This is a genomic window from Alistipes sp. dk3624 (genome assembly GCF_009557455.1).
Classification (GTDB): domain Bacteria; phylum Bacteroidota; class Bacteroidia; order Bacteroidales; family Rikenellaceae; genus Alistipes_A; species Alistipes_A hominis.
Genome location: NZ_CP045651.1, coordinates 831,554 through 855,278, shown reverse-complemented (window position 1 = coordinate 855,278; position 23,725 = coordinate 831,554). Strand labels below are relative to the sequence as shown.

Below are 23,725 nucleotides of genomic sequence, written 5' to 3'. Positions count from 1 at the left end.
TTTTAATTCATGAAAAGGATCATTTTACTTGGATTGCTGTTGGCCGGAAATATCGGCCTTCGGGCGGCCGGCACGGAGGGGCTGCGTTGCGAATACCTCGATAATCCGCTGGGGATCGACGTGACGTCGCCGCGGCTGAGTTGGAAAGTCGTTTCCGGCAAGCGCGGGGACTGCCAGACCGCTTACCGCATTCTGGTGGCCTCTTCTGCGGAACTGCTGAAAAAGGATCGGGGGGATCTTTGGGACAGCGGCCGGGTGCCTTCCGACCGGTCGATTCAGGTCGAGTATGCCGGCAAGCCGCTGGAATCCCGTATGCGCTGTTACTGGAAGGTGCAGGTGTGGGATGCCGCGGGGAAGGCGGGGCCGTGGAGCGAGCCCGCGATGTGGAGCATGGGGCTGCTGACCGAACGGGATTGGGGCGGCGCCCGTTGGATTGCCTACCGCGACGATGCGCAGTGGCGCGAGCAGTGGCAGGCTCACAAGGATCGGGAGAACAGTCACCGCGAACCGACGTGGCCGTGGTTCGTCGGAACCGGCCGGACGATTTGGGAACTGTACGATATGGCTTCTCCGCATTACGATCCGTCGCCGCTGTTTCGCAAAGAATTCGCGCTCGGGAAGAAAGTGAAGGCAGCTACGCTGTACGTGACCGGGGTGGGGTATTACGAAGCCTTTCTGAACGGAAAAAAAATCGGCGATCACGTCCTCGATCCTGCCTGGACGAATTTTCATAAACGGACGTTTTACGTAACCTACGATGTGACCGCCGATGTCCGGCGCGGGGACAACGCGCTGGGGATCATGGTCGGACGCGGACAGTACAACCCGTTGTGCAACGATATCTGGCGATTGGGCAGCTCCCTGTGGGTCGGACAGCCGAAGGCGATCGCGTTGCTCAGCGTCGAATACGCCGACGGGACGACTGCTGATATAGTGACCGACGGCAGTTGGACGACCGCCGGCGGTCCGATTCTTTACGACGATACCCGGCACGGGGAGTTGTACGACGCCCGCGAAGAGAAAGCCGGGTGGAACCGGCCGGGATTCGTCGCGGACGGCTGGAGGCCCGCGGCCGTGGTCGACGGCAGCGGGCCGCTGTATGCCCAGATGATGCCGCCGGTACGTTGTTTCGCTCCGATCGCCCCGGTCAAAACCTTCGATAAAGGGAACGGACGTACGGCTTACGATATTGGCCGGAACATCGCCGGGTGGGCGCGGGTGCGCGTCAGCGGTCCGGCCGGAGCGCGGGTGCTCGTGGAGTACTGCGAACTGCCATCCGATCCGGAACTCGTGCCGGATATCCATCCGTCGAAAATGAAATTCAAAATCGGCGATCCCGATTACGCGTCGTTTTACGACAAGTCGATCAATATCCGGCAGCAGAACGGTTACATTCTTAAAGGCGGCGGGCCGGAGACGTTCGAATGTCGTTTTTCGTACAAAGGCTTCCAGTATATCCGCGTGACTGCGGACGAGGGGGTTACCGTCGAGCGGGTCGAAGGCGTTCCGGTGCATACCGACGTGGCCGACGCCGGATCGTTCGTCTGTTCGAACGAGACCGTGAACCGCTTGCAGCAGATGTCGCGCGCGACGCTGCTGAACAACATCCACAGCATCCCGACCGACTGTCCGCACCGCGAGAAGCAGGGCTGGACGGCCGATACCTATATGACCGACCAGACGGCGATCTACAATTTCGATATGGCGGCTTTCTATGCGAAATGGGCGACCGACCTGGCCGGTACGGCCGACCGGAACGGCGGACTGTGCACCGTGGCGCCGTCGACCGGGTACGACCAGAGCATTTCGACCGTGTGGCCGGCCGCCATCGTGTTCGTGCCGTGGGATCTGCTGTGCTATTACGGCGACCGCCGCGTGGTGGAGCGGCATTACGAAACGATGAAGCGTTTCGCCGAAAGCAGCCTGCTGCGTCAGGCGGACGGCAAGCCGGAGATCATCCGCGAGGTGCTCGGCGATTGGGTGTCGCCGCACATGACGCTGTCCGATACGCTGCAATCTTATGAGATGGCGCCGCCCGAAGGGCTGACTCTTTACGGGACGGCTTCGCACTACCGCGTCGTGAAATACCTCGCCGGGATCGCGCGTTACCTGGATCGCCCGCAGGAAGCCGAGCGGATGGACGCCTGGGCCGCGCGGATCGCCGAGAGTTTCAACCGCGAGTTTTTCGATCCGGCTACGAAGACCTATCACGGGGATAAGCCGACTCCGTACCGCCAGGCGGCGAACGTCGTTCCGCTCGAATACGGGATCGTTCCTCAGAGCGACCGGGACGCGGTACAGCGGAACCTGATTTCCGATCTGCAGAAGTACGACGGCCGCATCGGAACCGGCTTCGTCGGTACGATGGCCCTGATGGATCTGTTGCCGCAAGTCGATCCGGAATTGGCTTACCGGCTGGCGACCCAGCCCGCCTATCCGGGGTGGGGCTTTATGGTGGCCAACGGAGCCAATACGATGTGGGAAACGTGGGACGGCTCGGCTTCGCGCAACCATCCGCCGTTCTGCCTGATCAGCGGTTATTTCTACAAGTACCTGGCCGGGATCCGTTGCGTTTCGGAATATCCCGGATTCAAACGTTTCGTGATCGACCCGTCGGTGGTCGGCGATCTGACTTTCGTCGAGGCGTGGCACGATTCGATGTACGGTCGGATCGAAAGCGGCTGGAAGCGCGACGGCGAGCGGTTGACGCTCGACGTGACGGTGCCGGTCAATACGTCGGCGGTCGTTCACGTGCCGGCTGCGTCGGCGGAAGGGATCACCGAATCGGGCCGTCCGGCGGCGGAGGCCCCGGGCGTTCGGTTCTTGCGGATGGAGAACGGCAAGGCGTTGTACGAAGTGGTTTCGGGCACTTATCGTTTTCAAAGTTCTATTTAAATAAAAAGTGTGTCGGATCGTGCGTATTTGCCGGTTCGACACATTTTTTTGTCAAATAAAGCTATCTTTGTGTAACGAATTGAAAAAAATATAGTTTTATGAAAGGTATTGTGTTGGCGGGGGGCAGCGGTACCCGGCTCTACCCGATTACCAAGGGGGTGTCCAAACAGTTGCTTCCGATCTATGACAAGCCGATGATCTACTATCCCATATCGGTGCTGATGCTGGCCGGTATCCGGGATATCCTGATTATTTCGACGCCCGAAGACCTGCCGATGTTCCGGCGGCTGCTCGGCGACGGTTCGGATTACGGCGTGCGTTTCGCGTATGCCGAACAACCTTCTCCGGACGGATTGGCACAGGCGTTCCTAATTGGCGAGGAGTTTATCGGCGGGGACGACGTTTGTCTCGTGCTGGGCGATAACATATTTTACGGACAGAGTTTTACGAAGATGCTCGGCGAGGCGGTCGCACAGGCCGGAGAGCAGGGGAATGCGACCGTATTCGGTTATTATGTCAACGATCCGGAGCGGTACGGCGTTGCCGAGTTCGACGCCGCGGGCAACGTGCTTTCGATCGAGGAAAAGCCTGTGCAGCCGAAATCCAATTATGCGGTAGTCGGACTCTATTTTTATCCGAACCGGGTGGTCGAGGTCGCCCGGACGATCAAACCGTCGGCGCGCGGAGAACTGGAGATTACGACGGTCAACCAGCGGTTCCTACAAGAAAAAGCGCTGAAGGTGCAGTTGCTGGGTCGAGGATTCGCCTGGCTGGATACCGGGACGCACGATTCGCTCAGCGAAGCGTCGAATTTCATCGAAGTGATCGAGAAACGACAGGGGTTGAAAGTAGCCTGTCTCGAAGAGATCGCTTTTAACAAGGGATGGATCACGCGGGAAAAGCTCCGGGAATTGGCAAAGCCGATGTTGAAAAACGGATACGGCCGATATCTGTCCGGGCTGTTGTAGTCCGGTTTGTCGAAGACGGTATGAATTTAAATATGAAAGAACGGATATGCATGTTATAGAAACCGATTTACAGGGCGTCGTGATTCTCGAACCGCAAATCTTCGGGGATCACCGGGGCTATTTTTTCGAAAGTTTTTCGCAGCGGGAGTTTGCCGAAAAGGTGTGCGAGACGGTGTTCGTGCAGGACAACGAATCGAAATCGAGCTATGGAGTATTACGCGGACTGCATTATCAACTGCCGCCCCACGCACAGAGCAAGCTGGTGCGGGTGATCCGCGGAACGGTGATCGACGTGGCCGTCGATATCCGCAGGGAATCGCCTACGTTCGGTCGGCATGTGGCGGTGGAACTGACCGGCGAAAACCATCGCCAGCTTTTTATTCCGAGGGGATTCGCGCACGGATTCGTCGTATTGAGCGACGAAGCGCTGTTCCAGTATAAGTGCGATAATTTCTACGCGCCGCAATGCGAGGGAGCGATCGCTTACGACGATCCGGCTTTGGGCATCGACTGGCGGCTGCCGGCGTCGGATATTGTCGTTTCAGAGAAAGACCGGCATCATCCGCTGCTGCGCGATGCCGTATTGTTTAATGGCGTATTGTATTAAGCTATGAATATATTGGTTACCGGCGGAAATGGACAGCTGGGTTGTTCGCTGCGGAAAGTTGCCGGAATGTACCCGCAGCACCGGTTCGTATTTACCGATGTCCCGGAGGCGGATATCACGGATCGGGCGTGTATCGCAGCTCTGGCGGAGAAACATGCGATCGACCTGATCGTCAACTGTGCGGCCTATACGGCGGTGGACAGGGCCGAAAGCGATGCCGAAACGGCGGCGAAAATCAACGTGCAGGGCTCGGAAGTGCTGGCCGGCGTCGCCCGGGAGCGCGGGATCGGTCTGATCCATATTTCGACCGATTACGTGTTCGACGGGGAGAGTTGTCATCCGCTGAAGGAAGACCGTCCGACCGCGCCGCAGGGCGTTTACGGCCGCACGAAACTGGCCGGAGAGCAGGCGATCGAAGCGAGCAGGTGCAATGCCTGCGTGATTCGTACCGCATGGCTTTACTCGGAGTACGGGAATAATTTCGTTAAGACGATGCTGAGGCTGGGCCGCGAACGCGATGAGCTGAACGTGGTGTACGACCAGGTCGGAACGCCGACTTATGCGACCGATCTGGCGCATGCGATCCTGCGGCTTGCCGAACGCGGCGTATCCGGTTTCGAAGTGTACCATTTCAGCGACGAGGGGGCGATCTCGTGGTACGATTTTGCGAAAGCGGTATTTGCGCTGGCGGGGATCGATATCCGCGTCGGAGCGATCGAGACGGCGGCTTATCCGACTCCGGCCCGTCGTCCGGCTTACAGCGTGCTTGCAAAAGATAAAATCAGGGAGGCCGGCGTCCGTGTTCCCTACTGGCTGGATTCGCTGCGGGAATGCATGGCGATCCTGTCCGTCCCGACCGAAAAATAAAGACAAAAAGCGATGAAAAAGAACATTCTGATTACCGGAGGAGCCGGGTTTATCGGCTCGCATGTCGTCCGGCTGTTTGTAAATAAATATCCCGATTACCGAATCGTCAACCTCGACAAACTAACCTATGCGGGCAACCTGGAAAACCTGCGGGATGTCGAAAATGCGCCGAATTATACGTTCGTAAAAGAAGATATTTGCCGCTATGAAAAGATGCAAGAGATCTTCCGGACGTATTCGATCGACGGGGTGATCCATCTGGCGGCCGAGAGCCATGTGGACCGCAGTATCAAGGATCCGTTCACTTTTGCGAAAACCAACGTGCTGGGGACGCTTTCGCTGCTTCAGGCCGCGCGTGAGTATTGGAACGGCGATTATGACGGCCGGCGTTTTTACCACGTTTCGACCGACGAAGTTTACGGCGCGCTGGGATTCGACGGGACGCTGTTTACCGAAACGACCAAGTACGACCCGCACAGTCCCTATTCGGCTTCGAAGGCGGGCAGCGATCATTTCGTGCGGGCGTTTCACGATACTTACGGACTGCCTACCGTGATTACCAACTGTTCGAACAACTACGGGCCTTATCAGTTTCCCGAGAAACTGATCCCGCTGTTTATCAATAATATTCGTCACGACAAGCCGCTGCCCGTCTACGGCAGGGGCGAGAACGTGCGGGACTGGCTCTATGTGGAAGATCACGCGCGGGCGATCGACGCGGTTTACCATCGGGGCCGAATCGCCGAAACCTACAACATCGGCGGTTTCAACGAATGGAAAAACATTGACTTGATCCGGGTGGTCATCCGGACGGTCGATCGTTTGCTGGGGCGTCCGGAGGGAGCGGGCGAAAAGCTGATCGCTTACGTGACCGATCGGGCGGGGCACGATCTGCGCTATGCCATTGATTCGACGAAGCTGAAAAACGAACTGGGGTGGGAACCGAGCCTGCAGTTCGAGGAAGGTATCGAAAAAACCGTGCGCTGGTACTTGGACAATCAGGCGTGGCTCGACAGCGTGACCAGCGGCGAGTACGAAAAGTATTACGAGAAGATGTACGGGCGGCGGTAAGCCTGGGCGATGTATTTTGTCCGGGGCGGTTGAATTGAGTTGATAACCGATCGTTTAAACGTTCAGCATATGTTGGTGGATGATATTGCATTGACGCTGTATCCCGGGGTGGGATCCAGGACGGCGATCCATCTGATCGCCTGTTTCGGTTCGGCGGAACGGCTATTCGCCGCGACTGCCGATGAAATCGTAGAACGGGCCGAACTGAGACCCGACCTGGCGCAGCGAATCAGCCGCCGGGAGTATCACGAACGGGCTGCGAAAGAGGTCGATTCGATCCGTCGCAACGGGATCCGGGCTATCGATTCGTTGTCGCCCGACTACCCGCAGCGGCTTCGGGAGTGTTCTGATTATCCGCATGTGCTCTATGTCAGCGGGGATATCGATCTGAACCGGGGACGTTGGCTCACGGTCGTCGGCACGCGCGATTGCACGGTGTACGGGGCCGGCGTATGCGAACGGATTATCCGCGAAGTGGCCGGCCTGTGTCCCGATACCGTGGTGGTGAGCGGATTGGCTTTCGGGATCGACATTGCGGCGCACAGGGCTGCCATGCAGGCCGGACTCGCTACGGTCGGGGTCGTCGCGCATCCGCTGGATCGCATCTATCCGAGAGAACATACGCGGGATGCCCGCCGCATGGTGCACGAAGGCGGCGCCGTGGTGACCGAGTTTTGCAGCGGGTATAAGACCGAACGCTCTTCGTTCATTTGCCGGAACCGGATTATCGCCGGCCTGAGCGACGGGACGTTGGTCGTCGAATCGCACCGTCGCGGCGGCTCGCTGGTGACCGCGGGGATGGCCGACGGTTATCACCGGACCGTTATGGCCGTTCCGGGGCGCGTCTCCGACTCGTCGTCGGACGGGACGAACGGCCTGATCAAGAGCCTGAAAGCCCAGATGGTATGCTGCGGACAGGATGTGGTCGAGGCGCTGAACTGGCAGCCTGCCGATCCGGTTGAACCGGTGCGGAAACCGGCGAGGCAATCGCCGATCGATATACTTGCCGGTTCGCCGGAAGAAGCGGTATTGCAGTTGATCGGCACCGACGTTCCCGTATCGTCGGAGGAATTGAGCCTGCGCAGCGGGATTGCGCCGCAGGAATTGTCGCCGCTGCTGTTGGAACTCGAATTTTCAGGATTGATCCGCTCGTTGCGGGGTAGTTTTTACGTCAGATGTTGATCGATACGCATAGCCATATGTACGACGTCGTTTTCGACGACGACCGGGACGAAGCGATCGCGCGCGCGCAGGCCGCCGGAGTGGGGAAGATGCTATTGCCCGCCGTCGACCGCGAGTCCTACGATGCGATGTTCGCCCTGTCGAGGCGTTATCCGGCGTATTGCCGCCCGATGATGGGGCTGCACCCGACTTCTGTGAATGGCAATCCGGACTACCGGGCCGATCTCGACCGCGTGGCGGAGTACTTGCAGGAGCCTCCCGCGGGGATTCGTTTCTGCGGTGTCGGCGAGATCGGACTCGATTTCTACTGGAGCCGCGATTTCCGGGAACAGCAGATGCAGGCGTTGCGCTTCCAAATCGAACTGGCGCTAGCTTACGACCTGCCGGTCGCCATCCATACGCGGGATGCCTGGGACGAGATGTGCGGATTGCTGGAGGATTTCGGCGGACGGGGTTTGCGCGGGGTGATGCACAGTTTTTGCGGAACGGCCGAACATTACCGGCGGATTCGGGCGGTCGGGACGTTCTGTTTCGGGATCGGCGGTCCGGTCACGTATAAAAAATCGGCCGTGGCCGAAGTGCTGCCGGCCATGCGGCTCGACGAGCTGCTTCTCGAAACCGATTCTCCATACCTGCCTCCGGTGCCGTACCGCGGCAAACGGAACGAAAGCGGTTACCTGCCGCTGATCTGCGAACGGATCGCCGCGATTTACGGTATTTCGCCGGACGAAGTGGCGGAGACGACCGCCCGGAGCGTCCGGAAGATATTCGGCGACGCGTTCTTCTGACGTTTTCCACTCCCGGAGCGGGCCGGTAAACGTTACGACGGAATATCTTTTGCGATAAAATGCCGTCCGGTTTTAATAATTCAGGATTTTTTCGTACATTGCTGCGCTTTTTGAGCCGAACACTACTTCGACCCCGGCTCGGAAGTTTCAGTAAAAGTTTTTAGGAGAAGTGTCCGAGCGGTCGAAGGAGCACGCCTGGAAAGTGTGTATACCTCAAAAGGGTATCGCGGGTTCGAATCCCGCCTTCTCCGCGATTTGAGATAATTGCAGATGTCCGTACAGCCGGCCGTGAGGCGGTTGTACGGATGTTTTTGTTTTCAGATACTCTTGCCCGGACGTGGGAATGACGGCGTCGGCGCGTTGCGAAGCGGCGGGAATGTAAATCCTGCCCGATGCCCGGAACTGTCTGGCGACAGGCGATGCATAGCGGGCCGGCGGCGGCTTTCGCCGAGGCGGACCCTTTTTCGAAACCCGCGAAGCGGGCGCGAACGGTTCCGTTCCGGATCGTTATAAATAAAAAGCGATCGTGAAATTGTTATAAGTTTTTTTAATTTTGCGAACATCGGGGAAATATCCTTATGCACACGTGTTTCCCGTCTGTAATACGGGTAGGATTATCCGTAATTCGGGTACGGTCGATATGGCCTGTTTTTAGGTATTTTTGTGGTGCGGGGAGTAAAAGATGGAAACGAAAGAACGATAATATATAAAAGCCTATGTTGCGAAAAATAAGAGTAACGCTCGCCGTCGTCTGTTTTACGCTGATCACATTGTTGTTTCTCGATTTTACGGGAACGTTGCACGCGTGGTTCGGGTGGCTGGCGAAAATTCAATTCTTGCCGGCGGTACTGGCGCTGAATGTCGGCGTAATCGTGGCGCTGCTGGCGTTGACGCTTCTGTCGGGGCGTGTCTACTGTTCGGTGATCTGCCCGTTGGGGGTATTTCAGGACGCGATTTCGTGGATCAGCGGGAAACGGAAAAAGAAAAAATACCGTTTTTCGTATTCGCCGGCCGTATCGTGGCTGAGGTACGGTGCGCTGGCGTTGTTCGTCGTCGCAGCGGTTGCCGGTATCGGTTCGCTGGTGGCGTTGCTCGCTCCGTACAGTTCCTACGGCCGCATCGTGCAAAACCTGTTCGCTCCCGCGTATCAGTGGGGAAATAACCTGCTGGCCTATCTGGCCGAAAGAGCCGGCAGTTACGCTTTCTACCGGACGGAGGTGTGGATGAAAAGCCTGCCGACTTTTCTCGTGGCCGCCGTTACTTTCGTGACGCTGATCGTGCTGGCGTGGCGTAACGGTCGTACTTATTGCAATACGATTTGCCCGGTGGGTACGGTGCTGGGTTTTTTTTCCAGGTATTCCCTGTTCCGTCCGGTGATCGATACGGAAAAATGCAACGGTTGCGGTCTTTGTGCGCGTAAATGCAAAGCGGCCTGCATTGATTCGTCGAAGCATCGGATCGATTACAGCCGGTGCGTGGATTGTATGGATTGTATCGACGCTTGCCGGCAGGGAGCCGTCGGTTATCGGTTCCGGTTTGCGAAAACCGGTGCGAAACCGGCCGTCGCTTTCGAAGCGGTCGGCGATACGCGAAAGCCGGATACAGCCCGCCGCAGTTTTTTGACCGGTCTGGGACTGTTGGCCGCTTCGGCAGCCGTCCGGGCGCAGGAGAAAAAAGTGGACGGCGGCCTGGCCGTTATTTTGGACAAGAAGATACCGGATCGGGCGACGCCCGTCGTCCCGCCCGGAGCCCGGAGTCTCCGGAATATGGCGGCCCACTGTACCGGCTGCCAGCTCTGCGTGTCGGTATGTCCCGACGGCGTATTGCGGCCTTCGGCCCGTCTGGCGACCCTGATGCAGCCCGAAATGTCTTATGAGCGTGGTTACTGTCGTCCGGAGTGCGCTAAATGCGCCGAGGTTTGTCCGACGGATGCGATACGCCTGACCGGTCTTGCGGAAAAATCGTCGATTCAGATCGGCCATGCCGTCTGGGTGAAAGAGAACTGCGTGCCGCTTACGGACGGGGTGGATTGCGGCAACTGCGCTCGCCATTGTCCGACGGGAGCCATTACGATGGTTCCGTCCGATCCCGATACGGCGGATTCTCCGAAAATCCCCGTTGTGAACGAAGAGCGGTGCATCGGCTGCGGCGCGTGCGAAAACCTTTGCCCGGCGCGTCCGTTCAGTGCGATCTATATCGAAGGACACGAAAATCACAGAACGATTTAAGATTGCGAACTCATGGAAAAAAAGATAAAAAAAGAGAAAATAGACCGGCGCGAATTTCTGAAAAGACTCGGCGCGGGAGCGGCCGTTTCGGCGGTTGCGCTGTCCGGTTGCCGTCCGAAGCGCAATCCGGCGTCGGGCGACCGCTCGGCGCAAGGCGAGGTTCCGACCGATAGGATGACCTACCGCACTAATCCGACTACGGGCGACCGCGTGTCGTTGCTGGGGTACGGTTGTATGCGCTGGCCGACCGTTGCCGACAGCAGCGACGAGCAGATCGACCAGCAGATGGTCAATTCGCTGGTCGATTACGCCATCGCGCACGGCGTCAACTATTTCGATACGTCGCCCGCTTATTGTAAAGGGCGTTCGGAACGCGCAACGGGCATTGCGCTGAGCCGTCATCCGCGCGACAAATATTTGATTGCCACCAAATTGTCTAACTTTGCTCCTGCGACTTGGAGCCGGGAAGCTTCGCTGGCGATGTACCGCAATTCGTTCAAGGAGTTGCAGGTCGATTATCTCGACTACCTGTTGCTTCACGGCATCGGTATGGGCGGTATGGAGGCGCTGAAAGGACGCTATCTCGATAACGGGATGCTCGATTTTCTCGTTGCCGAACGCGAAGCGGGACGTGTCCGAAACTTGGGATTCTCGTATCACGGCGATATCGAGGTCTTCGATTACCTGCTTGCGCGGCACGATGAGATCAAATGGGATTTCGTGCAGATCCAACTCAATTACGTCGACTGGAAACACGCCAAAGAGGTCAACGATAGGAATACCGACGCCGAATATCTTTACGGTGAACTCGAAAAACGGGGTATTCCGGCCGTCATCATGGAGCCGCTGCTGGGCGGCCGGCTGTCGAACGTGCACGACCATATCGCCGCTAAACTGAAGCAACGTCGTCCGGAAGCGAGCGTCGCCTCGTGGGCGTTCCGTTTCGCGGGATCGTTTCCCGGCGTGCTGACCGTGCTGAGCGGTATGACTTACATGGAGCATCTGCAGGATAATCTGCGTACCTATTCGCCGCTTGAGGAACTGACCGGTTCGGACAAGGAGTTTCTGGAAGAGACGGCGCAGGCGTTGCTGCGTTATCCGACCATTCCCTGCAACGACTGCAAATATTGTATGCCGTGCCCTTACGGATTGGATATTCCGGGCATTCTGCTGCATTTCAACAAGTGTATCAACGAAGGTAATATGCCCTCTTCGTCGCAGGATGCGAATTACCGGAAAGCGCGGCGGGCGTTTCTGGTTGGCTACGACCGTTCGGTGCCGCGCTTGCGGCAGGCCAATCATTGCATCGGCTGTAACCAGTGCAATCCCCATTGTCCGCAAAGCATCAACATTCCCGCGGAGATGCAGCGCATCGACAAATTCGTCGAAGATCTGAAGCAGGGGCGTGCATTCTAACTAAAATGAACGGAGTATGGCAAGGGATACAAACGGAATAACTCCGGAGTTGCGAAGGCAGGCGATTGACCGGCTCTTTGCGGAACGGTGTTCGTGCGTGATTCGTAACGGTTCCGATATGCGGGTATTCTATGAACGGGGCGTGAAAGACTTGTACCGGCTGCTGAAAGAGGTACCCGGGCTCCTGCGCGGGGCTTTCGTCGCGGATAAGGTCGTGGGCAAGGCGGCCGCAGCGTTGCTGGCTTTGGGCGGCGTCGAAGAGGTATTTGCGGATGTGATCAGCCGGCCGGCCCTCGATTTGCTGGAGAAAAATGCGGTCGGCACCGGTTACAGGCTTTGCGTGCCGCATATCGTCAACCGTACGCATACCGGCCGGTGTCCGTTGGAAACCCGTTGCGACGGATTGCAAACGCCCGAAGAGTGCCTGGCACAGGTAACGGATTTTATCGAGACGATGAAACGGGAGGGATAGGCGCGGCCGGGGCGTTTCGTCTGTTGTCCGGTATGCGCGTGATTTGTAGTACTCTGTACAAAGAAACGGCGCCGGGGTATTTTCGGCCGGAACGTGAAAGCGTGCAGTTTGGAATATTTTCATCGTTTTTTGCCGGTTCCTGCTGGAATAAAGCGGATTGTTTCCGTATCTTTGTATGATTTTAATACGAAAAAGATGAAATTCGACGAACTCGGCCTGCACGAGGGCATCATGGAAGGAATCGAAACGATGAACTTCAAAGAGATGACCCCCGTTCAGGAACAAACTATTCCCATTATTCTCGAAGGAAAAGATCTGATCGCTTGCGCTCAGACCGGCACCGGCAAAACGGCCGCCTATACGCTTCCGTTGTTGGACCGTTTGCTGCACGAGGGCAATCCGGACAATGTGGTGAAATCGCTGATCGTAGTTCCCACGCGCGAGCTGGCGCAGCAGATCGATATCCAGTTTCAGGGTTTTTCCTACTTTTTACCCCTTTCGACGACGGTCGTTTACGGCGGTGGCGACGGTATCGGCTGGAGTCAGCAGAAACAGGGGATGATCATGGGCTCCGACATCGTGATCGCTACGCCCGGACGCCTGCTGGCCCATATTCAGAACAGCGGGGTGGATCTGTCGCACGTGCGCTATTTCGTGCTCGACGAGGCCGATCGGATGCTCGATATGGGATTCTTCGACGATATTATGAAGATCGTCGCCGAGTTGCCCGCCCAGCGGCAGACCGTGATGTTCTCGGCGACGCTTCCTCCGAAAATCAGGCAGTTGGCCAAACAAATCCTGCGCGATCCGTCCGAGGTGAACATCGCCATATCCAAACCCAACGAGGCGATCAGCCAAGTGGCTTACGTATGTTACGAAAACCAGAAAATCGGAATTATCCGCGAATTGTTCGCCCGGCCTTCGGGGACGAAAACGATTATTTTCTCGTCGTCGAAGCTGAAGACCAAAGAGCTGGCGCGCACGCTGAAGCAAATGAAGCTGAACGTCGGCGCGATGCATTCCGATCTGGAACAGGAGCAGCGAGAAGCGGTGATGCTCGATTTCCGCAACGGTAAGATCGATATCCTCGTGGCTACGGACATTGTGGCGCGCGGAATCGACATCGAGGATATCGGTACGGTGATCAATTACGACGTGCCGCACGACCCGGAAGATTACATCCACCGGATCGGTCGTACGGCCCGTGCGAGTGCGACCGGTACCGGGATCACGTTCGTCAGCGAACAGGAACAGGATAAATTCCAGCGGATCGAGAAGTTTATCGAGCGGGAGATCGAAAAGCTGCCGATTCCCGAACGGCTCGGCAAAGGGCCGAAATACGATCCGGCGGCTTGCGATCGGCGGGGGAGCCGTCGCAATTTCCATGGTCGGGGGCCGCGTAAAGGGAGCGGAAGTTCCGGTAAGCCGGGCGGCCGTTACGGACGCCGGCAGGGAAGCGGCAAACGTCCCCGCGAAGCCGGCAGCGGCGGAGGTAATTAACGGTTCGGCCGATCGTCCGGATTCCGGATATTCGGATTCCGGGATTTTGCGTTATATTTGTTTGACTCTTACCGGAAACGAGATCCGGTCGTGCGTAAGCCTCCGTTCCGTGAAAGTCCCGGATAGGGAAAGGCTGTCGATTGCAAACGATGAAGAAATTACCGCTATATATCACGATCCTGATCGGAATGGCGCTCGGAACCGTGCTCGGTTTCGCTGCTGTTTCCGGCGGATGCGGGCATTTGGTGACCGATTGGGTCAAGCCGTGGGGAACCATTTTCATCCGGATGTTGCGCCTGGTGGCGGTTCCGCTGGTGGTCGTATCGCTGATCAGCGGCATTACGAACTTGAGCGATGTAAAACACCTGTCCCGGCTCGGATTGAAAACGCTCGGAGTTTACCTGACTACCACTGTGTTCGCTATTTTTATCGGGCTGATCGTCGTCAATGCGATTCAGCCCGGTAACGTTTTTCCGCGCGAAAAGACCGAGGAGTTCCGGAGTCATTACGAGCAGGCTGTCGAACAGAGACGCGCCGATGCGCAGGAGGTGAAAAGTTCCGGTCCGTTGCAATTCGTCGTGGACGTGATCCCCGAAAACGTCGTGCAGGCGGCCGGCGACAACACAGCCATGTTGCAGTTGATCCTGCTGTCGATCGTATTTGGCGTGGCGATGGTGGCTGTCGGAAAGGAGAAATCCGCGCCGGTGAAAAACCTGATCGAATCGCTGAACGGGATTATTCTGAAGATCATCGGTTACGTGATGAAGTTCGCCCCGCTGGGGGTGTTCGCGCTGATGGCCGATCTGGTCGTCAGCTTTGCCGGCGATTCGGATTTGTTGCTGGCGCTCGGGTATTACGCCCTTACGGTAGTGATCGGATTGGTTTTCATCCTGTTGGTATGCTATCCGCTGATCGTTCGCTTTTTTTCCCGGACCAAGCTCGGTGATTACATGCGCGCGGTGCTGCCGGTGCAGTTGTTGGCTTTTACGTCGTGTTCCAGCGCAGCCTGCCTGCCTGTGAATATGGAACAGATGCGGAAACTGGGCTTGCCGCACAACGTGATTTCCTTCGTGCTGCCGACCGGGATCACGATCAATATGAACGGGACGAGCTGCTACCACGCCATCGCGACCGTTTTCGTCGCGCAGGTCATGGGGATCGACCTGACCCTGACGCAGATGCTTTCGATCGTCGTGCTGACGACGGTTTCGTCGATCGGTACGCCGGGGATTCCCAGCGGCGGGATGGCCATCCTGATGCTGGTGCTCGTGTCGGTGGGCATTCCGGCCGAGGGGATCGCGCTGATCATTGCGATGGATCGTCCGCTGGATATGCTGATTACGGCGGTGAATGTTTCGGGCGATGCGATGGCGGCTTGCGTGGTGAGCGCGGGCGAGACCGATCGGCGGCAGGCGTGACCCGTTGTTGTTTGGCCGACCGGCGGCTGTGTTTCGTACGATAGTTGTTTTTAACTGAAAATATCCGGAAAATGAAACGATCCGATTTTTGTGTCCGTTCTGCCCGTCAAAGGGTTTTCGTCCGTTTGCTGGCCGCCTTTTTTGCGTGCGTAGTCGTTGCGGTGTTGCTCGTGCGCGCAACGTGTCCGGGGCCGGTGGTCTACCTGCGTTCGGCGGAGGTGGCCGATGCGTCGGCTCGGCACGGGATAACGCCCGAAATGACCGAACAGGCGTTGAAACAGGGATTGGATCTGGCTTCTTTTTTTACGGCGGCGAGTTTGCGCGGGGCCTTCGCAGAAGAGGGCGGCCGTGTGACGGACGCGAAGTCGTTTGCCGAAAAACGCCTTTCGCTCGACGGCCGGGGAGACTACGGATTGCATACGGGACGATGGAGAAATGTCGAACGCCGCGTTCGGAAAATTTTCGGTTGCAAGGATATCGACCTTAGCCTGTCGGTCGACGGAGGCGATACGGTACGCTTGGGTTATGTGGCGTTACGAGGCGGTGATACGCTTGCATCCGGTACGGTAACGGGTTTTATGACGTTGCCCGATACCGTGTCGGACGCATTGCGAGGGCGTGCAGGGCTGGAAATGGCAGGCTTGGAGATGGCAGGCGAATTTTATGCATGGACGAATCCGCTGGCGGATCTGTTATACCGCGATTGTTTCCGGATTCAGGAGGAGCTGCACACTCCGTTGCAGGATAAGATCCGAGACGTCTATCTGTGCGAGCGGGCGGAAATCCGCTGGCCGGAGATTCGGGATTTTATCCGGCGCGGAAATTATGCCCGCAAGGCGTGGTGCAATCAGGCGTTGGGACATTTATACGCGAATGCGGGTTTCGGGATGGAGGATCTCGCGGCGCTGCAACGCGCCCGGTCGTTTTACGAAGAGGCTCGGAAATACGATGCGCAGGCAAGGGAGGCCGTCGATCGCCGGATCGCACGGATCGACGATTATATCGGGGATTGCCGCAAAACGGACAGCAATGGCGAGCTGATCGGTCGTTTCCTCGATGCGAACGTGCAATTGCCGGACAGTTGCCGACAGTTGATCCTGGTTTATAACGACCGGCCGGATTCGGTACTGTGCGCGTTCCGCCGTTTCGACAAGCAGGGCGACGGGCGGTGGACGGAAACCTTTCCGGCGATCCATGCCAACGTAGGCCGCCGCGGGATCGCGCCTTACGGCGAGAAACTCGAAGGCGACCAGCGGACTCCGACGGGAGCCTACCCGATGGGATTCGCGTTCGGTTACCGGGACGACATCGACCTGCGATGGCCGTTCCTGGTGGTTACCAAGCAACATTACTGGATCAGCGATTCGGAAGACCCGATGTATAACCGGATGACCACCGAGACGCCCGCGACGGACAATTTCGAATACCTGCGCCGCGACGACGACGCTTACAAGTACGCCGCCGTAGTCGAATACAACACGCGCCCGATTGAAAAATACAAAGGGAGCGCAATTTTCTTCCACCTCGAAAGCGGTTATAACCGCGGCAGCGCCGGTTGCATAACCGTTACTGAGCCGAAGGTGATCGAAACGCTGCAATGGCTCGATCCGCACCGGTCGCCTTACATGCTGATCGCAACACAGCGCCGGTGATCTGTTTTGTTAACGGAAATAGTTTTTTTGTTATAAAATCGTTGCCTTTGTGCACGAAAACGAATTCAATATCTATTAACACAGATTGCATGCATTTCCCCGTCAATGTGCTGGTAAATAAGACTAAAGTCCAAGACGGATACAAAACATATCGCGTGGAAGATTTTATTTTTATTATTCTTACGTTATGATATTGTTCTTCATAATCTCGTTCAAAAGACTGGCGTAAAAGTCTCTTTTGTAAATTCTCCCTCCAGATCAAGAGGTACCCATATTCCTCCCCGAATTTTTTCGTACGTTTTGCATAAATCAACGATTTTATTCCGGGTTCCAAAACAAACTTTTTTTAATTCGTGTTCTGTCAGGCTTTCATAATAATTGCGTGTATAGCCGAATGTCGATATCATCAATCCTTTTTCCCGATTTTCATTAACGACAATTTGTGTAAATCGTTTTACACTATTTTTGTTGACCTTTGTTTTTGATTTCCAGTGTTTTATTTCGATAATATATGATTTAGTGCTGTTGCCTATTTTGTATTCGAGAATAATATCTTTCCCTCCGTCTTTACTGCAACGGGTTAGAGTAACATTGAACCCGATCCCTTCGAATAATTCGGCGATTACCCGTTCCGTATCTCTCCATTCAAGATTGTATAATTGCTCAGGAGCACATGCGATACAACGGATGATACTTTTGTTGAATTTCCGTAAATGGATTAATATATCGTATGGATTCTCTGACTGATCCGAGGACGATTGTTCTAACCGTTCGATCCAGTTATGTATTTCATCGATGTCTATTATTTCGATGTTCGATGATGATCCATGATGTGAAAAATGATTATTAACGTTTTTTATATGATCCGAGACCGATAAAAATTTATCATAAGAATCTGTTTTTTGTAGTCTGGCGAACATATCGGACACATAGCTGAAAAAATTTCCGTAGATATGATTACTGCCTTTCACTTCTACGGCGATCTTATATTTTTGGTCTATTGAACTGATGACGAAATCTGGAGTGTATGTATGTCCTCTTTGTCGTTGAGGAATACATACATCGTATCCCATTTGAGGAAACAGGGTGTGGAATTTATCGTAGATCGCTCTTTCCAGATGTGACATTAAGGGATGATTTTGTGTTTTGTGATTAATAAACTTTATACTATTTGATATTGTTGCCATATTAATTATCGATAGTGATTGAATCTATTTTTCTTTGGCGGATTGCCGTTGAGATGTTGATTCTGGTATATATAATTGCTATTACTATGAATCATATTTAAATAATTCGGATCCGCCTTAGTTACAAATATAGCGAAACTCGACTGATGAACGAAACGGATTATCCGGAAAGTTTCTGACTAATATTTGCCGATCTTGTTTTGCCTCCGTATAGCGGCTTCCAGCAGTTCGTCGTCCGAATAGTCTCTGTGAATCCCGTCCCGTTCTATCCGGCGGACGAGTTCCGTCAGCTCAGAGAAAAGCCGTCCGATATCGTCGCATACGGTGCGGTAGACCGGGCAGAGTTCCCGGACAGCAAGCATGAATCTGGTCGTGTCTTTCAATGTCAGTTTTTTAGTGAAGCGATACTTCGTAGTTCATCAAATTGTCGCCGAATGTCTTCAGTCTGATTATAATGTAGTTGTATGCATTAAGAAACATTGTGCAGTCATTGTAGATCCGCACGTATTCCGTGGTGATCTCAAAACGACGCCCTCGATCGGAGAGCGCCGCAGGCACTCTTGTCTTGTCATTTGCTAATAGTTTTCGAGTGATTTTATTCCGTAATTGTTGGCCTATACGGAGCATGACGTTCGTACCCACTTCGACCTTTTCGACAATACGGTCGATAACGTCGGCCGCTTGTTCCGTCACGTCGTAGTTATGTTCACGCATCTGCTCTACGGTCAGGAACTCGACAACGTAGCGGCATCCGTTTCCCTTGATCTGTGCTCAGCCCATCGAGCAATCGGCGCTGTTCGGACGTAATGTTTGTCATAGGGGTTTCCAGATGGTCGCGCTTTTGAATTGATACGAACAGTACAATACGGTTAATACCAATTAATTACATTGGCCGTATTTCATTATCGGTGGTACGGACAATATGCTTGATTACCCTGCGAACGGTGCTCCATTTCGGGAAGATGGCAAATGGATGCACCGTGCCATAGCTTATAAGAATGATCAGCAATGACACCAATGCTGCAAGCAGCAACCAGCCATATATTTCTTTCATGGAGATTACGAGAGCCTGTGTCTGTACCATGCCGTAAAGTCGAGTTAGTGGAATATGCAGGGCATCGGTATTGGCATTGATTATATTGGAACTCAGCAAAGCTGCATTTTTAGCCATCGTATGTTGTAGGAATTCGCCTATCAGCGCCGGACCAAGCGTAGCGCCCATTACCGCTCCGGTGAAGCCGTTGATCGTCAGAGCTTGCGGAAATACCTGAAACGGCAGGCCGCTCTGTACTATCGAAGTCAGAAACACGATGGAGATTATCACTGAAGCCGCTCCTCTGAAAAAGAGCGGAATAAAAAGCATTTCTTTCTCAATACCGTAGTCTATGACAAAATAGAAATATGCCAGATAAGCGGCCGCAAGGGCGAAACCTATGGCCGTCATGGTCTTATATCTCCATTTACGCCGGGCGAATGTAAGGTATGTGAACGCGCATCCGGCAACGATCCCGGCAAAGACATACCAATTAAGGTCTATGAGATTGGTGTCATCGAAACCGAGAATGTTGGCGGCATAGCTATGTTCGAACACATGCTCGGTAGCAATCAGCATAAAGAAGACGAAATATATGCCGGTGGCACGTAACACGTTGCGATTTTTCATCGCCCGGAATGAGATATAGGGGTGATGTAAAAAAGAGGCTCTCCACAGGTTTATGCCGATACAGACGATGCCGATCAATGTTGCTTCGCATACCTCGGCAGCGTCCCACCAGTCATAGAAACTGCCGTAAACGCAGACGAATGCGAAGCAAAGCATGAATATCGCCCACAAAACCGCACCGATCCAGTCGATGCCGAGCAAAGGAATGAACATTGGTCCGCGCACAGGCTTTACAAGGATCATCACCATGAGCATCATCAAGGCGAGCATCCCCGTCATAATCCAGTGCATGTATTCCCATTGGGAGAAAAACGCAGTGTATATCGTGGCTATGCCGCTGAGTTGTATGACACTGTCGACTATGATATAGACATAGCAGAAAAATATCGCCATGTCGCGCACGGGAGTCAACCATAGTTGTATGGTAGAGTTACATGCGAATGTCGCCTGCATCCTGAACCATCCCGCCACGAAACAAGTTCCGACGAGCAGAGGTACGCTTGCGGTATAGGCGCATATCACGTTTGCTGCGATCAGTACCATGCCAGAGACGAGCAATTGGTTTCGGGTGGAGAAACGGAACTTGATGCGAAACATCATGGCGAAGTTGATAGCCATGCCGATGAGCGAGGCGTAACCGGCCATGAGAATATCTTCCTGCATCACTGCTTTTGTGCCCACCATATCGGAAGCGGCTGCGAGATACACGCCTCCCGAGAATTGGATTATCAGGACAAAAAAGATGAACAGATACGGCTTGAGTCGCCGCGGGATGAAGTCGGGAACGTCCGGTATGTCGAACGGTCCCTGTTGAACATGCCAGTCTGCCATATCAGTATTTCACGCGACATTCCACATTCATGCCCGCGCGGAGCCGGGCCATATCCTCCGGTTTATTATCGGGCGCGAATTCGATTCTTACGGGTATGCGCTGACGCACTTTTACGAAATTGCCGGCAGAATTGTCCTGGGGAATAAGGGAAAGAGATGCCCCCGTTGCCGTTGAGATGGCACTCACTTCGCCGTTGAAAACCACTCCGGGAATGGCATCGACCGTTACTTCGACTTTGCTGCCGGGGGTAATGTGCCGAAGCTGGGTTTCCTTGTAATTTGCCGTAACCCAGATATCGCCGGAATCGACGACATCGAGAAGGGTCTGCCCCGGTTGTACGAGCTGACCGACCTGTATCTCCTTATGCGAAGTGTAGCCGTCGCACGGGGCGATAATGACGGTGTAGCTGAGGTTGAGCTCAGCAGTTTCAAGAAGAGCTTTGGCAAGTTTGATCCCCGCTTCTGACTGAGACATGCGCTGACGATTGACATCGACTACCGACGACGTTGCCGAACATTGTCGGACAAGCATTTCATAACGGGCTCTTTTTGCCTCATAATCCGTCTTGGCTCCATCATACTGTTGATGGGTAACGGCGTCTTGAGCCAGTAGTTTTTCGTATCGTGTCAGATCAGTCGCCGCATTCTCCATCAGCACTTTTGCTTCGGCGATAGATGCCTCGCTGACCGCTACGTTTGCCGAGGCCGAAGCAACCGATCGATCGGCGACACTGCGTCCGGCAAGGGCATTCTGGTAATCGGCGTTTGCACGGGCTACATTGAGCCGCATGTCGGCATCGTCGATTATGACAAGTGTGTCGCCTTTCTTAACCTTTGCGTACTCCCTGAAACGAATTTCTTTGATATAGCCTTGCACTCGGCTGTTTACAGGCACTATCTGCTGACGTACCTGTGCATTATCGGTAAATTCAATATTGCCGAGATGGATGAACTTGTTGCCGACCCATAATGCTGCGACAGCGATTACCGCCGTGGTAATAATGTAAGAAAGTATCTTTTTGTTATGGTGTTTCATATTTTTCCTGTAGCAAATAAAAGTTTGTAATAATAGTAGATGATGTCGATACGGGCATTTACGAGCTGCCGTTCCGCATCGAGTTTTGCGTTGGCCGCATCGAGCATGTCGGTGATCAATGCCATATCCGCCGAATATCGCGTGGAAGTCGTGCGGTAATTGCGTTGGGCAAGCTCTACGCTTTTCTCTTGGGTCTTCAGCGTCTCGTAAGCTTCGAGATAGCGTATATGGTCGGCCCTCACGGTGAGCGATACGTTCTCGTGTGCGGCGTTCAGTTCTTCTATGGCCCGTTGCGTCGCAATGCGTTTCTTTGTCAAAGACCTGTTGCTTTTATACAGTGAAGAGATATTGTAGCTGATTCCGATTCCGACATACCAATAGCTTAAATTGCGGTTGATTGGCGGAACTTCCACAAGAATGGGTCCGTCGAGAGTCCAGCCTGCCTGAAGTCCTATTTTGGGCAATCGCTCGGAACGGACGATAGCCTCCGCCTTACGATTTATGTCGACAGCGGAACGTGCAAGGCTTAATGACGGAGAATTCTCCATCGCCTCCTGTTGCCATCTGTGCTCTTCCCCCATCGGCAAGGAGCGGGCGAGAATGGTAGAATCCGGAACGATGACGGTTCCGTCGGACAATCCCGCCGTTGTCACGAGATTGGTATTGAGAATATTGAGCGTATTGTTTATCCTGACAAGTTGCAACTCAAGGTTTGACATCAAGAGTTCATAACGTGTGATGTCATTTTGAAGAGCCGTTCCCTGCTCATAACGTGCCCGCATTTCTTCCAATACCTTTCGTGCTGCGAATATGTTGCTTTCTATAACCCGACGCAGATTGGTATATTTATAGATGTCGAGATAAAATCCTGTCAATTGGAAACGAATATTGTTGCGCTGAAAATCGGTCGCATATCGTGCCGCCGTTGATTTCAGTTCGGCAAGCTCTATGGCATACGTTTGGGCTCCACCGGTATAGACTGGCTGAGTGACATTCAGCGACAATCCGTTTCCGAAATGCGGTATGGGAGCTTTCTGATAATCGCTGAAACTGCGCTCGGTTGTGAAGCCGTTTCCTATATAGCTCAGCGACAGCGATGCGTTGATGTCGGGCAGACGGCCTGCGCGTGCGACGCTTATTTCACGTTCGGCTTCGGTCTGCGCAGTAAATGAAGGTCGAAGTTGTGCACTGTTGGTTTCGGCAGCCTCGAAAATCTCCTCCAAGGTAATTATCGACTGACCGTAAGAGCACACCCCGCCGCTCAACAAGGCTACAGGAAGCAGCCCTGCGAGCAATCGAAGATTGTTCATAAAGGATTGATTATTTTATGTGATGGGAATTGATCGTTTTGTCAGTCCGAATATATGACTGAACCCAGCTCGTGATTTACGAGCCACAAACCGAAGCTGTGCTTTTCCAGTTCTCCAGATAGCCCCAATTTCTTACAGGGATACAGATTGTTACAATGCTCTTACTCTTTATGATCATATAGGCGCCACTCTTTGTGAGTCGCATGGCAAATTTACGAAAAACGTTGGAAATGCCGAATAAAACAGGCGGAAAAATTGCTAAAGGTGAAAGTAAAAAACATCATGGCCCGCGGAGTAGGTCTGCTGTGCCGGTTACGCAGCAAATTGAAAGTCGGACGATGCTGTTGCACTGACTGCGATGAAGGTTCCCTACGATTTGCAGGAGGCATGGATAATCAGGGAAGAGTTGTCCTGCGACGAGCTGGCGAGCCTGCGGATCGTTTATTGGGCGTGGATGGACGGTTTTATTGTCACGATAGAAGAGACCGGTATCGTACACAGGTACGTCCGTTACATTCGGGCTGTTTGCGCCATTCGGGATTTATTTACGTGTGCGGACTTTTTCAGTTTTGCCGTGATCTCCTCTTCGATCTTTTCGGGCCGGGACTTTCGCTGGAAATTGAAACTGCCGCTC

The 23,725-nt window shown here is 54.4% G+C and carries 19 protein-coding genes and 1 tRNA gene; 14 read left to right on the top strand and 6 right to left on the bottom strand.

Annotated features, from left to right (window positions below; translation table 11 throughout):
* The first annotated feature begins 9 nt into the window (after positions 1 to 9).
* From GFH31_RS03550 to GFH31_RS03485, 14 genes are all read left to right on the top strand, one after another.
* Positions 10 to 2,895 (top strand): family 78 glycoside hydrolase catalytic domain, encoded by a 2,886-nt coding sequence (locus GFH31_RS03550; RefSeq protein ID WP_118655885.1) that lies wholly within the window; start codon positions 10 to 12, stop codon positions 2,893 to 2,895.
* 98 nt (positions 2,896 to 2,993) lie between these two features.
* A complete protein-coding gene (gene rfbA, locus GFH31_RS03545) occupies positions 2,994 to 3,863 on the top strand; it encodes a glucose-1-phosphate thymidylyltransferase RfbA (protein WP_055204867.1) in 870 nt (289 codons plus the stop codon).
* A gap of 46 nt (positions 3,864 to 3,909) precedes the next feature.
* A complete protein-coding gene (rfbC, locus tag GFH31_RS03540) occupies positions 3,910 to 4,470 on the top strand; it encodes a dTDP-4-dehydrorhamnose 3,5-epimerase (protein WP_055204869.1) in 561 nt (186 codons plus the stop codon).
* A gap of 3 nt (positions 4,471 to 4,473) precedes the next feature.
* Positions 4,474 to 5,337, top strand: coding sequence for a dTDP-4-dehydrorhamnose reductase (gene rfbD / locus GFH31_RS03535; protein WP_118655887.1), 864 nt, complete (start codon positions 4,474 to 4,476; stop codon positions 5,335 to 5,337).
* 12 nt (positions 5,338 to 5,349) lie between these two features.
* Entirely contained in the window at positions 5,350 to 6,408 is a 1,059-nt protein-coding gene (gene rfbB / locus GFH31_RS03530) for a dTDP-glucose 4,6-dehydratase (RefSeq protein ID WP_055204873.1), read from the top strand.
* Positions 6,409 to 6,477: 69 nt separating this feature from the next.
* Positions 6,478 to 7,590, top strand: coding sequence for a DNA-processing protein DprA (dprA, locus tag GFH31_RS03525; RefSeq protein WP_153498197.1), 1,113 nt, complete (start codon positions 6,478 to 6,480; stop codon positions 7,588 to 7,590).
* Positions 7,584 to 8,378 carry a TatD family hydrolase gene (locus GFH31_RS03520; protein ID WP_153498198.1) on the top strand — a complete coding sequence of 265 codons (795 nt, stop codon included), beginning with the start codon at positions 7,584 to 7,586 and terminating at the stop codon, positions 8,376 to 8,378. Before dprA ends, GFH31_RS03520 begins: the two co-directional genes overlap by 7 nt.
* A 163-nt stretch (positions 8,379 to 8,541) precedes the next feature.
* Positions 8,542 to 8,629: transfer RNA gene (locus tag GFH31_RS03515), tRNA-Ser, on the top strand.
* Between the two features lie 465 nt (positions 8,630 to 9,094).
* On the top strand, positions 9,095 to 10,606 hold the full coding sequence (locus tag GFH31_RS03510; protein WP_101572697.1) for a 4Fe-4S binding protein: 1,512 nt from the start codon (positions 9,095 to 9,097) through the stop codon (positions 10,604 to 10,606).
* Positions 10,607 to 10,618: 12 nt separating this feature from the next.
* Complete coding sequence (locus GFH31_RS03505) at positions 10,619 to 12,022, top strand: aldo/keto reductase (protein ID WP_153498199.1); 1,404 nt, start codon at positions 10,619 to 10,621, stop codon at positions 12,020 to 12,022.
* 16 nt (positions 12,023 to 12,038) lie between these two features.
* Positions 12,039 to 12,494 carry a DUF1893 domain-containing protein gene (locus tag GFH31_RS03500; RefSeq protein WP_153498200.1) on the top strand — a complete coding sequence of 152 codons (456 nt, stop codon included), beginning with the start codon at positions 12,039 to 12,041 and terminating at the stop codon, positions 12,492 to 12,494.
* A 195-nt stretch (positions 12,495 to 12,689) separates the two neighbouring features.
* On the top strand, positions 12,690 to 13,994 hold the full coding sequence (locus GFH31_RS03495) for a DEAD/DEAH box helicase (protein ID WP_055204883.1): 1,305 nt from the start codon (positions 12,690 to 12,692) through the stop codon (positions 13,992 to 13,994).
* Between the two features lie 149 nt (positions 13,995 to 14,143).
* Positions 14,144 to 15,412, top strand: coding sequence for a dicarboxylate/amino acid:cation symporter (locus GFH31_RS03490; protein WP_055204885.1), 1,269 nt, complete (start codon positions 14,144 to 14,146; stop codon positions 15,410 to 15,412).
* Between the two features lie 71 nt (positions 15,413 to 15,483).
* Complete coding sequence (locus tag GFH31_RS03485) at positions 15,484 to 17,064, top strand: L,D-transpeptidase (protein WP_153498201.1); 1,581 nt, start codon at positions 15,484 to 15,486, stop codon at positions 17,062 to 17,064.
* A 212-nt stretch (positions 17,065 to 17,276) separates the two neighbouring features.
* On the opposite strand, the gene GFH31_RS03480 is transcribed toward GFH31_RS03485, so the two are convergent.
* The 6 genes from GFH31_RS03480 to GFH31_RS03460 form a co-directional block, all read right to left on the bottom strand.
* Positions 17,277 to 18,191, bottom strand: a complete 915-nt coding sequence (locus GFH31_RS03480; RefSeq protein ID WP_172970788.1) for a restriction endonuclease — start codon at positions 18,189 to 18,191, stop codon at positions 17,277 to 17,279.
* A 239-nt stretch (positions 18,192 to 18,430) separates the two neighbouring features.
* A complete protein-coding gene (locus tag GFH31_RS03475) occupies positions 18,431 to 18,634 on the bottom strand; it encodes a hypothetical protein (protein ID WP_101572705.1) in 204 nt (67 codons plus the stop codon).
* Positions 18,635 to 18,644: 10 nt separating this feature from the next.
* Positions 18,645 to 18,965 (bottom strand): hypothetical protein, encoded by a 321-nt coding sequence (locus GFH31_RS12795; RefSeq protein WP_153498203.1) that lies wholly within the window; start codon positions 18,963 to 18,965, stop codon positions 18,645 to 18,647.
* A 169-nt stretch (positions 18,966 to 19,134) separates the two neighbouring features.
* Positions 19,135 to 20,745 carry a hypothetical protein gene (locus tag GFH31_RS03470; protein WP_118655946.1) on the bottom strand — a complete coding sequence of 537 codons (1,611 nt, stop codon included), beginning with the start codon at positions 20,743 to 20,745 and terminating at the stop codon, positions 19,135 to 19,137.
* A gap of 1 nt (position 20,746) precedes the next feature.
* Entirely contained in the window at positions 20,747 to 21,781 is a 1,035-nt protein-coding gene (locus tag GFH31_RS03465; RefSeq protein ID WP_101572711.1) for an HlyD family secretion protein, read from the bottom strand.
* Positions 21,778 to 23,091, bottom strand: a complete 1,314-nt coding sequence (locus GFH31_RS03460) for a TolC family protein (protein ID WP_101572713.1) — start codon at positions 23,089 to 23,091, stop codon at positions 21,778 to 21,780. Before GFH31_RS03460 ends, GFH31_RS03465 begins: the two co-directional genes overlap by 4 nt.
* Positions 23,092 to 23,725 lie beyond the last annotated feature (634 nt).

Bases quoted from the DNA above. Each gene is read 5' to 3' on its own strand.
- GFH31_RS03550 (WP_118655885.1), top strand. From the start codon at position 10: ATGAAAAGGATCATTTTACTTGGATTGCTGTTGGCCGGAAATATCGGC.
- rfbA (WP_055204867.1), top strand. From the start codon at position 2,994: ATGAAAGGTATTGTGTTGGCGGGGGGCAGCGGTACCCGGCTCTACCCG.
- rfbC (WP_055204869.1), top strand. From the start codon at position 3,910: ATGCATGTTATAGAAACCGATTTACAGGGCGTCGTGATTCTCGAACCG.
- rfbD (WP_118655887.1), top strand. From the start codon at position 4,474: ATGAATATATTGGTTACCGGCGGAAATGGACAGCTGGGTTGTTCGCTG.
- rfbB (WP_055204873.1), top strand. From the start codon at position 5,350: ATGAAAAAGAACATTCTGATTACCGGAGGAGCCGGGTTTATCGGCTCG.
- dprA (WP_153498197.1), top strand. From the start codon at position 6,478: ATGTTGGTGGATGATATTGCATTGACGCTGTATCCCGGGGTGGGATCC.
- GFH31_RS03520 (WP_153498198.1), top strand. From the start codon at position 7,584: ATGTTGATCGATACGCATAGCCATATGTACGACGTCGTTTTCGACGAC.
- GFH31_RS03510 (WP_101572697.1), top strand. From the start codon at position 9,095: ATGTTGCGAAAAATAAGAGTAACGCTCGCCGTCGTCTGTTTTACGCTG.
- GFH31_RS03505 (WP_153498199.1), top strand. From the start codon at position 10,619: ATGGAAAAAAAGATAAAAAAAGAGAAAATAGACCGGCGCGAATTTCTG.
- GFH31_RS03500 (WP_153498200.1), top strand. From the start codon at position 12,039: ATGGCAAGGGATACAAACGGAATAACTCCGGAGTTGCGAAGGCAGGCG.
- GFH31_RS03495 (WP_055204883.1), top strand. From the start codon at position 12,690: ATGAAATTCGACGAACTCGGCCTGCACGAGGGCATCATGGAAGGAATC.
- GFH31_RS03490 (WP_055204885.1), top strand. From the start codon at position 14,144: ATGAAGAAATTACCGCTATATATCACGATCCTGATCGGAATGGCGCTC.
- GFH31_RS03485 (WP_153498201.1), top strand. From the start codon at position 15,484: ATGAAACGATCCGATTTTTGTGTCCGTTCTGCCCGTCAAAGGGTTTTC.
- GFH31_RS03480 (WP_172970788.1), bottom strand. From the start codon at position 18,191: ATGTCACATCTGGAAAGAGCGATCTACGATAAATTCCACACCCTGTTT.
- GFH31_RS12795 (WP_153498203.1), bottom strand. From the start codon at position 18,965: ATGCGTGAACATAACTACGACGTGACGGAACAAGCGGCCGACGTTATC.
- GFH31_RS03470 (WP_118655946.1), bottom strand. From the start codon at position 20,745: ATGGCAGACTGGCATGTTCAACAGGGACCGTTCGACATACCGGACGTT.
- GFH31_RS03465 (WP_101572711.1), bottom strand. From the start codon at position 21,781: ATGAAACACCATAACAAAAAGATACTTTCTTACATTATTACCACGGCG.
- GFH31_RS03460 (WP_101572713.1), bottom strand. From the start codon at position 23,091: ATGAACAATCTTCGATTGCTCGCAGGGCTGCTTCCTGTAGCCTTGTTG.